Source organism: Halanaerobium sp. ST460_2HS_T2 (assembly GCF_003337665.1).
Classification (GTDB): Bacteria; Bacillota; Halanaerobiia; order Halanaerobiales; family Halanaerobiaceae; genus Halanaerobium; species Halanaerobium kushneri.
In genome coordinates this window covers 23,100-33,011 of record NZ_QPJF01000028.1, presented here as the reverse complement: position 1 = coordinate 33,011, position 9,912 = coordinate 23,100, and the positions used below count along the sequence as shown (strand labels likewise).

General features: G+C 30.8%; 8 protein-coding genes, 1 tRNA gene and 1 riboswitch. Of the genes, 6 read left to right on the top strand and 3 right to left on the bottom strand.

Translation table 11 applies throughout. From position 1 onward, the window contains the following. Positions 1 to 580: 580 nt before the first annotated feature. Positions 581 to 1,510 carry a MurR/RpiR family transcriptional regulator gene (locus DFR80_RS12605; protein ID WP_158537719.1) on the bottom strand — a complete coding sequence of 310 codons (930 nt, stop codon included), beginning with the start codon at positions 1,508 to 1,510 and terminating at the stop codon, positions 581 to 583. 279 nt (positions 1,511 to 1,789) lie between these two features. Between DFR80_RS12605 and DFR80_RS12600 the strand changes: the two genes are divergently transcribed. The 3 genes from DFR80_RS12600 (at position 1,790) to DFR80_RS12590 (ending at position 3,731) form a co-directional block, all read left to right on the top strand. Next, a complete protein-coding gene (locus DFR80_RS12600) occupies positions 1,790 to 2,077 on the top strand; it encodes a helix-turn-helix domain-containing protein (protein WP_114490144.1) in 288 nt (95 codons plus the stop codon). A 54-nt stretch (positions 2,078 to 2,131) separates the two neighbouring features. After that, entirely contained in the window at positions 2,132 to 3,286 is a 1,155-nt protein-coding gene (locus DFR80_RS12595) for a tyrosine-type recombinase/integrase (RefSeq protein ID WP_114490143.1), read from the top strand. Between the two features lie 178 nt (positions 3,287 to 3,464). Continuing rightward, positions 3,465 to 3,731 (top strand): AbrB/MazE/SpoVT family DNA-binding domain-containing protein, encoded by a 267-nt coding sequence (locus DFR80_RS12590; protein ID WP_114490142.1) that lies wholly within the window; start codon positions 3,465 to 3,467, stop codon positions 3,729 to 3,731. A 338-nt stretch (positions 3,732 to 4,069) separates the two neighbouring features. Here DFR80_RS12590 and DFR80_RS12585 read toward each other — a convergent pair. Further along, a tRNA-Leu gene (locus tag DFR80_RS12585) sits at positions 4,070 to 4,156 on the bottom strand. A 157-nt stretch (positions 4,157 to 4,313) separates the two neighbouring features. Further along, positions 4,314 to 4,388: riboswitch (cyclic di-GMP riboswitch) on the top strand. An 85-nt stretch (positions 4,389 to 4,473) separates the two neighbouring features. Between DFR80_RS12585 and DFR80_RS12580 the strand changes: the two genes are divergently transcribed. Together DFR80_RS12580 and DFR80_RS12575 are read left to right on the top strand one after the other, a co-directional pair. Further along, the gene (locus DFR80_RS12580; protein ID WP_076545299.1) at positions 4,474 to 6,216 is read left to right on the top strand and encodes a GGDEF domain-containing phosphodiesterase; all 1,743 of its coding nucleotides are present in this window, start codon (positions 4,474 to 4,476) and stop codon (positions 6,214 to 6,216) included. Positions 6,217 to 6,257: 41 nt separating this feature from the next. Further along, positions 6,258 to 8,228 carry a methyl-accepting chemotaxis protein gene (locus DFR80_RS12575; RefSeq protein WP_076545298.1) on the top strand — a complete coding sequence of 657 codons (1,971 nt, stop codon included), beginning with the start codon at positions 6,258 to 6,260 and terminating at the stop codon, positions 8,226 to 8,228. A gap of 13 nt (positions 8,229 to 8,241) precedes the next feature. Here DFR80_RS12575 and DFR80_RS12570 read toward each other — a convergent pair whose 3' ends face one another. Continuing rightward, on the bottom strand, positions 8,242 to 9,507 hold the full coding sequence (locus DFR80_RS12570; protein ID WP_114490141.1) for a complex I subunit 5 family protein: 1,266 nt from the start codon (positions 9,505 to 9,507) through the stop codon (positions 8,242 to 8,244). Between the two features lie 175 nt (positions 9,508 to 9,682). On the opposite strand from DFR80_RS12570, the gene DFR80_RS12565 reads away from it, so the two are divergent. Next, positions 9,683 to 9,886 (top strand): cold-shock protein, encoded by a 204-nt coding sequence (locus tag DFR80_RS12565; protein ID WP_076545296.1) that lies wholly within the window; start codon positions 9,683 to 9,685, stop codon positions 9,884 to 9,886. Positions 9,887 to 9,912: the final 26 nt, after the last annotated feature.

Sequence of the window (9,912 nt, the reverse complement as noted above, 5' to 3'; positions counted from 1 at the left end):
GTGCTACTATTTAATTCGACAAGAATGGGGTGAAGCCCTTTCTATATCATTAAAATCTTTGTTATATCAAGGCTTATTTTTATGAAATTCGCTTAATTAAATTGATAGATGATAATTGTTTTCTTATGACTTATACATTTTATTTTATCAAAATATTTTCTGAAAATTTTATATTTATATTTTAAATCCTACTGTTTTTTGCAGTAGGATTTTTTTGGTTTGCCTGGCATGAATATTTGCTAATCAGTGGAAGTCTAATGTGTGTGTTAATATTGCCAACCACTAGCTTTAAGAAAAGGGGCCATCGCGAAGTGGGATCTGAAGAAAGTTTGAGGCAAAACTTCGGTCTGAGGAACACGAACTGTATAAAAGGCATAATCCTGTGGGTGAGTTTGCCATACAAAAAAGCCCAAAACTATTCAAGACAGGAAGTGTAAATACAGCAAATAGATTAAGTGAAGCAAGATTATTTTTAATAAACTACAAAGTGCTGAGCGATATATTGTGGTAATGTGAGAATTCGGAAAAGAATTTCATGATTTTTCTCAAATTTGATTTAGGATATAATTTATTCATTAATTTAATCTTTTATATTGTCTTGAAAATATAGAGACATACCATTTAAGAATAAGTGAGGAGCGATAGTCATATCAGTGTAACCGAAATTTTCAAAATTGATATTTGAACCTAAATTAATTTTTAAATCAAAAAGTTGAGTATCAATTTTATTTTTAGAATCCTGAGAATGAAATAATATTACTTTAAAGTCATTATTTTTTGCATTTTTAGCCAGGTTTTCAATTTGATCATTATATTCTTCAATTGCAGTTATGATTAATAAATTATTCAAAAATGTTTCTTTCTCAAAAAGAGGAGAGAAATCAATCATTTTAAATGAATCAAAGTGATCTTTGAAATTATTTTTTAGAACTCTTTTTTTTCGAATTATATTATTTTCTAACTGATTAATTAAATTTTGGCATTGATGAATAGAACTTTCATAGTAGTTAAGATAATTTTGTTTAGATAACAGTTTACTTAAAGAGAAACCAAAACTGTTATGATAATCAAAAACAACAATCTCTTCAGATTTTTCAAGATATTCATTATATATTTCATTTAAATAAAAATTATCAGTTCCGTATGCAGATTCTTCAATTAGTTTAAAAATATTTTTTTGAGATATTTCGGTAATTTTTTTCAACATATACTGATAAGGGTTATCTTCTTTTTTTATATCATTAATATTTATATTCGGAATAGTTTGACTTTGAGATACTTCTTTAATTAATCTTTGTTTAAATTCACTGAAGCCCTGAAGATTTAATTTTTTTTGCGTAAGTCTTAAAATTGTACCAGTACTAGTTTCAGATAGGTCAGCTAAATTTTCCATATTAAGCTCAGCTGCTTTTTGTGTGTTATTGAGAATAAAATTTGACAATAACTTTTCTTTTGGAGTTAATTCATCATTATTTTTTAATTCTTTTAACTTCTTTATAATACTTTCCATTTTTAACATCTCCTTAATTGGACAATTAAATTTATCATCTTGGTTATTATTATCATTATAAACATAAAAACATATTAAATCAACTCAATTCCTGTAATAAGTGAAAAGTATTGATATAACTAGGGTTATTTTAATCAGAAAAGTAAATGAATATAATATAATTAACTAATTATAATCATCAACTTGACAAAAATTCACGGAAATGCTATAATGTGTTCAAGTTGAAAAGAAATCACAAAAAAGAAATAAAATTTAATAACTACGAAAGGATGATAAATCATGAAAAAATCAATATTTAGAGTTCAGAACAAAATTGACCGAAAGCTTTTAAATATGATAAATAAAAGTGGAGAAGATTTTATCAATTCATTACCAGAGGCTCTTGAACCTAAAGATATAATCGAAATTATGCCGATAGGAAAAACAAAAGTCTATCAACTGCTCAGACAAGGACGATTGCCTGGCCATAAAATTGATGGGCAGTGGGTTATACCAAAATTATTATTTCTCCAGTGGTATTACTTTGGAGAATTTGAAAGCAAAAACATTGTTAAAAAAGTTGTATGATTGAGAATCAATAAATAGAATTGGATATAATCAAAATAAATAGGAGGAACAATTATGTATATTAGAGAAATAAAAACCAAAAAAGGAAAAAGTAAATTTGAAGCTTTTGTCGATATCACTCCTAAGGGAAGCATTAAAAGAAAGAGAATAAGTAAAACTTTTTCTACAGAAAAAGAAGCAGAAAAATGGGCTATTATTAAAGAGCATGAAAGTAATAAAGAAGAGGTTTCCTTTAGTATAAGTCATCAAACTATTGCAGAGTATTTTGATGATTGGATGGAGAATTATGTTAAGGTGCAGTTGTCTCCTACGACTTATAATGGATATAAGACAATTGTGGATCGGCATATAAAGCCAGATCTTGGCCATTTAAAATTGAATGAGCTTAATTCAATTCAAATCCAGGATTATGAACTGCGAAAATTACAGACGGGTAGAATTAATGGTGAGGGAGGACTTTCTCCTACAACGGTTTTACAGCATCATCGAGTACTAAGCAAAGCTTTGAACAGTGCATTAAAGAAAAGAATTATTGAGAGAAATCCATGTGTAGGTGTAGAACCCCCTAGAGCTGTTAATGCTGAAATATTGAGTATGACAAAAGGCCAGGTAAAAAAGTTTTTAGATTTCGCAAAAGAAAAAGGTCTTTGGTATTATACTTATATGTATCTGGCGGTTCATACAGGTATGAGAAGAGGAGAAATGATGGGTTTGAAATGGAGAGATATCTATTTTGATGCAGGCTTTATTATTGCTAGAAGGACTTATGGAAGGGGTATAGGTTATAAGGCGGTATTTAAGGATTCGCTTAAAACTCAAAAGAGTAGAAAAATAACTATTGATCAAGAGGATGTTAATGTGCTGCAAAAATTAAAAGACCATCAGGAGCAACTTAAGGGAACAGAAGATAAGGAATATGAAGATAATGGTCTTTTATTTGCAAAAGAAGATGGAAAAGCATTTTCTCCTGATATTGCAACCAGTAGATTTAAACAGCTTGTTAAAGAGTTAGGCATGGAAGAATTTAGGCTTCATGATCTGCGTCATACACATGCAACATTGTCTTTAGAAGCAGGAATTCCAGCTAAAATTGTAGCTGCTCGATTAGGTCATTCAAATGTAAGTACGACTTTAGATACTTATTCCCATCTGACAACAAATTTCCAAAGGGAATCTCAAAAAAGCCTAAAAGATTACTTGAATGATTAAATTATAAAAGTATTTTAAAAAGGTGGTGTAATGATGAAGCAGAAGCAAATACCAAATAAAATATTGGTTCTTTTAAGAGGTCCACCAAATTGGTGATAGAGTTTATTGATGAAAAATTGGCTAAGTTTATATTATATTTTAAATGTAATAATAATTAAAAATGATTGGAGTGATACATGTGGAAATAAATACTGGGATTACAAGGGCAATTGATGGAGTGGGGAGAGTAGTTATACCAAAATCAATAAAAGACGAGTTAAATATTGAAACTAAGGATAAATTTATGATAATAACAGATTTGGAAAATCAGTCGATAACTCTTAAACTATATAAGCCAGGTTGTTATTTTTGTGGAAACATCAATGGTTTAGTTGAGAAGAAGGGAGTTAAAATTTGCCCAAAGTGTATAGAGGATTTAACTAGTAAAGGAAAACAGCATAATTAGAGGTGATGGTATTGAAACAAAAAAAGTCTATTGAAGATCGAAAAGAAATAGAAGAAAAATATAGGGATTTGTTATGTTCTAAATCTAAAGGTTTAGTTGGTGAATTTAATTTTTCTCATGGACATTCGATTTTAATTACATTAAATTACTACAAGAACAAGAAGAGTTCGACATGAGAATTGGGGGAGTATAAAAGTAAGGGGAATAGTAAGTAAAAGAGGATAGGTTAAATATCGGTGAAAAAATTCTCGGCAGGATTCAGGCAGGATTTTCATCCCAAACTAAAAAAATCTCCTAAAAAGGAGATTGAAAAAGCACCATAAGTCTTGATATATCAATGGTGCCGAAGGTGGGACTCGAACCCACACGCCCGTGAAGGCAACGGATTTTGAATCCGTCGCGTCTGCCAATTCCACCACTTCGGCATCAACACCATTTATTTTAACATAGAAAAATCTTAAAAGCAAGAGCTGTTATTTGTAAAATGAGATTATAGATCACAGACTGCTGTAATTATTTACTAAAAGGGTTGAATTATATAACCTGCTTTAGTACAATATAATTAACATAAAAAGAAAATATTTCAATTAAGGGCAAAACTGCTGAAAAGCAGTGACGCAAAGCTATGGGTCTTTTTGAGATCGCCAGGCTGCAGAGATGACTGCCCGACCTTTTATGGTCGGTTTTTTTAATTTTAGAATTTATTTAGCTGTAAAGTTATTATTTATCTGGAGGGTCAGCAGTGGATATTATAGAGAAATTTAAATTACAAATAGAAGAATCTACTCTATCAGAAACAAGTTTCAAAAAGTTTAATCTCATAGAAGAAATGATTGATGTCGGAATTTGGGAGTATAATTTAGAAAAAAAACAGCTATATTTATCTTATTGGGCTCAAAATAAACTTAATATTAATCAGAAATATACCAGCCAGGATCCCATTGAGTCAATTAAAGATTATATTCATCCAGATGATCGGAGAGAAGCTCAAAAAAACTGGGAAAGTTTCATTGAAAATAAAAAGGGTAAATATAAAAATATCTTCAGGATTAAAAATAAATCCGATTATATTTATATCAAACAAAGTGGTAGATTTTTAAAAGATAATAAAGACTCAGCTATTAGGGTAATAGGTACAACTACAGAAATCACAAGGGAAAAGCAGCTTGAAAACAAATTGTATCAGCTAGCTTATTTTGATGATTTTACCAATTTGCCCAATGAAAAATATTTTTCAAAAAAGTTAGAGCAACTGATTAGATCAGTTGAGAAAAGTCAGCAAACTCAGAGATTTGCTGTTTTTTATATCGAAATAATGGATATGGATAACATTTCAAATGTAGTTGGTTCACTGCATGGTAATCAAACAGCTAAAAAAATTGCAGACAGCTTAAAATCTGATCCTGATCTTAGTTTAATCAGTCATTATTATGGAAATAAATTTTTACTTTTATTTAAAAATATATATCAGAAAGAGAAAATTAAGCAAAAAGCAAAAAAAATAATAGAAGCAATTAAAGTTCTCTGGCAAGAAAATAAAATTGATTATTTTTTGGATTTCAAAATAGGAATTACAGTTTATCCTTTTGATGGGGAAAATGCCCAAACATTGATCACCAGAGCTCACCATGCGGTTCATACAATTGAAGACAGCAATCAATTTTATCAAATATATGATAAGAATATTTATTATGAGAAACTAAATAATATACATCTTAAAAATGATTTAAGAAAAGCTGTAGAAGCAGAAGAATTAAGTCTGGTTTATCAGCCCAAAATTGATTTGAAAGATGAACAAATTGTTGCATTAGAGGCACTTCTTCGCTGGCACCATCCTAAATTTGGCCAGATATCTCCAGAGTATTTTATCCCAATTGCTGAACAAAGTAATCTAATAACTAAGATAACACGCTGGTTAATCAAAAAAGTAATAAAAGAATTTAATCAGAATCAATTTTTAAGAGAATCTGAAAAGATAATTTCAATTAATCTTTCTGCTTATGATTTAAAGGACGATACTCTTATCACTTTTCTTGAAAATTTAATAGAGGCAGAAAAATTGTGTCCTCATCAAATTGATTTTGAGATTACAGAATCTATTTTTCTAGATGCTAAAGAACAAGATTTAGAAAATTTACATAAACTAAAAGAATCTGGGTTTTATATTTCTCTTGATGATTTTGGTAAAGGGTATTCTTCCCTTTCTTATTTAGCTAAACTTCCCATTGATATATTGAAACTTGATATGTCATTTATTCGAAATTTAGAACAGAAAAAAACTAGGATTCTGATTGAAAAAATTATTGAACTTTCACATGAACTTGATTTTAAGGTGGTTGCAGAAGGTGTAGAAACAGAAAATGAACTGAATATATTAAAAAAATTGGACTGTGATTATGTTCAGGGATATTATTATTATCGACCAAATTCCCTGGAAAAACTGGAAACTATTATCTGTAATGATTGCAATATGCAGACTGTATGATATAATTTTACTATAACAGATAAAAAAGGTAGGGATTAGTTATGCTGAAATCAATTAAAGCCAAAATGTTGCTTGCAATATCAATATTAATTTTAATTATTGTCGGGGGAACAGCTCTAACTTTGTATGATCAGTCAACAAATATTTTAGAAGATACAATAATGTCCAGTGCAAAGGAAAGCGCCAGGCAAAATTCAAATACCATTAATGAATGGTTAAATGGAGTGGAAGTGTTTTTAAGAGATTTAGCTAACTCTAATGATGTTAAAACAATGATGTGGAGCAGTCAGGAGAGATATTTAAAAGAAGCTGACCATTCTGATCTGGAAAATATTATTGTAGCTCGACCTGATGGCAGGGCCAATGTTGTTGGAGGGAAAAGCATTAATGTTGCAGAAAGAGAATATTTTCAGAAAGCAATGGAAACTGGCAGGGTAACATATTCTAATACTCGTCCCAGTGAGTTAAGCGAAGGTAATGTTATATCGATTGCTGTACCAATTATAGATTTTGGAGAACAGGTTGGAGTTTTAATTGGAACAATTTCTACTGAATATTTACAGCAATTAATTACCAAAATGAATATTAACGGAGCAGGTTATGGCTGGATTATTAATCAGAATAAAAATACTATTGCTTATCCGGAAAGAGATTACATAGCAAATACTGAGCTGGCAGAAAGCAATCAGGATTTACAGGAAATCACTGATAAGATGGTAGCTGAAAAAAGTGGTGCAGTTAGTTATAATTTTAATAACCAGGAAAAAATAATGGCCTATCATCCGGTAGAAATTAATGGCTGGTCTGTTGCCATGACAGCAGAACGTTCTCAGGTTATGAGTGGTCTTGATAATCTGCGTAATATAAGTCTAATAATCGCAGGAGTTGCCCTGATTTTTGGTATAATTGTTACTATTGTGATAGCAACATATATTTCCAATCCACTTAATTATGTTACTGATATAGCTCAGAAGTTAGCAGATGGCAATTTCAATTTAGATATAGAAGCTAAGTATTTAAAACGAAAAGATGAGATTGGTAAATTAACAAACTCATTTTCAGAAATGATTAATAATTTAAAGGCAATGATTCTGGAGGTTAAAAATGTATCAGATAAGGTAGCAGCTTCAAGTGAAGAATTATCTGCCAGTGGAAATCAGGTTGGAGAAAGTGCGGATGAGGTAAGTAGGGCTATTCAGGAAGTTGCTTCTAATACGGAAGAACAATCAGCTCAGGTAGAAGAGACTTCTGCTATAATGGATGAACTAATTAAGCAAATAAAAATGATCAATACCTCTTCTGATGCTATGGACAGACAGGCTGAAAATGTAATGGAAAATATTGAAAAAGGTAATCAATCAATTGATCAGTCTGCTGCTGAAGTGAATAAAGTTAAGGATAATTCGGAGCGGGTTGAGAAGGTTGTTCATTCTCTGGCAGAATCATCTCAGAGGATTGGCGAGATAGTTAATATGATAAAAGAAATATCTTCTCAAACCAATTTGCTGGCTTTAAATGCAGCAATTGAGGCAGCAAGAGCGGGCGAAGCAGGGCGAGGATTTTCTGTAGTTGCAGATGAAATTCGCGAACTAGCAGAAGAGTCAAATCAGGCTACAGATGAGATAACCGAATTAATTGAAGGTATTCAAAAAGATGTCAGAGCTTCAGTAGAGAATATGGAAGAAACAGGAGAAGTTGTTGAGTCAAGTGTTAGTTCTATTCAGGAAAGTGGCACAGCTTTTGAAGAAATTGAACATACAGCTGAAGTTTTAGGTAGAATAATTAGAAATATTAATAATAAAGCTCAAGAAATGACTGCAAATAGTGATAATGTAGAAATAGCAATTGGAGAAATTGCTTCTGCAAGTGAAACAGCCGCAGCAAATGCAGAAGAAGTTGCAGCTTCAAGTCAGGAACAGAATGCAGCTACAGATGAGATTATAACAGCTTCTCAGGAACTGGCCGAAATGGCAGAAGAACTATCAGCTTCAATTTCAAAATTCAAACTGTAAAATTGGTTCCTGGTTAATTTTCGATTCGCGATATAATTGGAAAAATGATTAAGTAGGCTGTTACAATGTATATCAGGCTGGTCAGTAACCCGGTTTTATAATTAAAATTAAAAAAATGATCTAAATAAGTATTTATTGAGACTGAAAGAATTATTAGCGATAAAGCAGGAAGCAGGAGCGAAAGCTGTTCCCAGATTGTGACTGAATAAAAATCTTTTGTTTCAGTCTTAAAGTTTAACTTACTCCTTTTTAGATCTTTAAATATTACTAACCATAATATTTTTAGAGAGTAAGCAGCGGTTAGAATACTTCCCAGGTGCAGTAAAAATTCAAATATTGGAATACTGCTTAAAGAATATTTTATTAGATCTTTGCTATTATAGCCAATAAAAAAAGGGAAGGCCATTAATGATAAAAAAGAAAGTAGGGTACTGAAAGTGGTTATTTTTTGTCTGACTGTACAATACTTAAAATCAAAAATAGAAGTAGACTTAAATTCTTTAATCCAGTTTCCAGCACCATTAAATAATGTCGATTTAGCCAAAGCATGAGCAATAATTTGAATAACTGCTCCATAATAGCCATAGATATTTCCACTTCCAATTGCCAGGGCTATAAATCCAAATTGACTTATTGAACTATAAGCTAAAATTAGCTTATAGTTTTTTTCTGCAAGAGCTTTTATACCACCATAGAAAATCATAATTAATCCTAAATATAAGAGTAATCTATTGCCATTTGTAATAATTTTCAGCAGAGAAATATAACCGAGTTTGGCGACCAAGGCAGAGGAAATTGCACAAAAGCCAGTTGATGACTGTTTATAAATATAAGGTAACCAGCTGTGCAGGCCAATAATTGCACTTTTAACCCCCAGTCCAATAATAAACATTAGCTGCAGCCAGACCTCCTCTACAGCCCCTATAACTTGATATCCGTTTGTATAAGCTGTTAAAACAGTAAATATTAAAAAACTTCCTCCTACAAACTGAATCACAAAATATTCCCAGGCAATATTTTTATTGTCCCAGAACAGCATTAAAGTGGTAGTTAATGTAGCAAGTTCCCAACCAAGCACAAAAACGAACCAGTTTTTGGTAGTAATTATAAGAGAAAAGCTCATAATAAAAATTACTGTAATTGTTAAAAAGATAGCTCGGTAATTTTTAATTTTTCTCCAGTTGGAGACCAGAGTAAAAAAAGTTACCAATAATCCAGTAATTAAAAATAAGCTATTAATTTTATTAATACTAAAATTGCTGGAAATAAAATAGACCATTTTAACTCCTCCTTCCCAGAATTATATCACAACTATTAATTTACTAAAAGCAAATGCTTAATTAATTGAGTCAGAAAAATTTGACAAATCCGAAATCTAATGATATATTTAAAGCACTGAGTATTCTAAACTAGTTACACTTACTCAGGTTAAATTTTAGGAGGAAGATATTAATATGGTTTACACAGGAAAAGTTAAGTGGTTTGATGAGAAAAAGGGTTATGGATTTATTGAAAGAGAAGATGGCGACGATGTATTTGTACATTTCTCTGCTTTACAGCAGGAAGGTTTTAAAACCTTAGAAGAAGGTCAGGAAGTTGAATTTGAGATTGTTGAAGGAGATCGTGGACCTCAGGCAGAGAATGTTGAAGTTATATAAGTAAAAAATTATGGAAATTACCCTGG

What these genes read in the sequence shown, in the direction of transcription:
- DFR80_RS12605 (WP_158537719.1), bottom strand. Translation starts at nt 1,510, where the DNA reads ATGGAAAGTATTATAAAGAAGTTAAAAGAATTAAAAAATAATGATGAA.
- DFR80_RS12575 (WP_076545298.1), top strand. Translation starts at nt 6,258, where the DNA reads ATGCTGAAATCAATTAAAGCCAAAATGTTGCTTGCAATATCAATATTA.
- DFR80_RS12565 (WP_076545296.1), top strand. Translation starts at nt 9,683, where the DNA reads ATGGTTTACACAGGAAAAGTTAAGTGGTTTGATGAGAAAAAGGGTTAT.
- DFR80_RS12595 (WP_114490143.1), top strand. Translation starts at nt 2,132, where the DNA reads ATGTATATTAGAGAAATAAAAACCAAAAAAGGAAAAAGTAAATTTGAA.
- DFR80_RS12600 (WP_114490144.1), top strand. Translation starts at nt 1,790, where the DNA reads ATGAAAAAATCAATATTTAGAGTTCAGAACAAAATTGACCGAAAGCTT.
- DFR80_RS12570 (WP_114490141.1), bottom strand. Translation starts at nt 9,507, where the DNA reads ATGGTCTATTTTATTTCCAGCAATTTTAGTATTAATAAAATTAATAGC.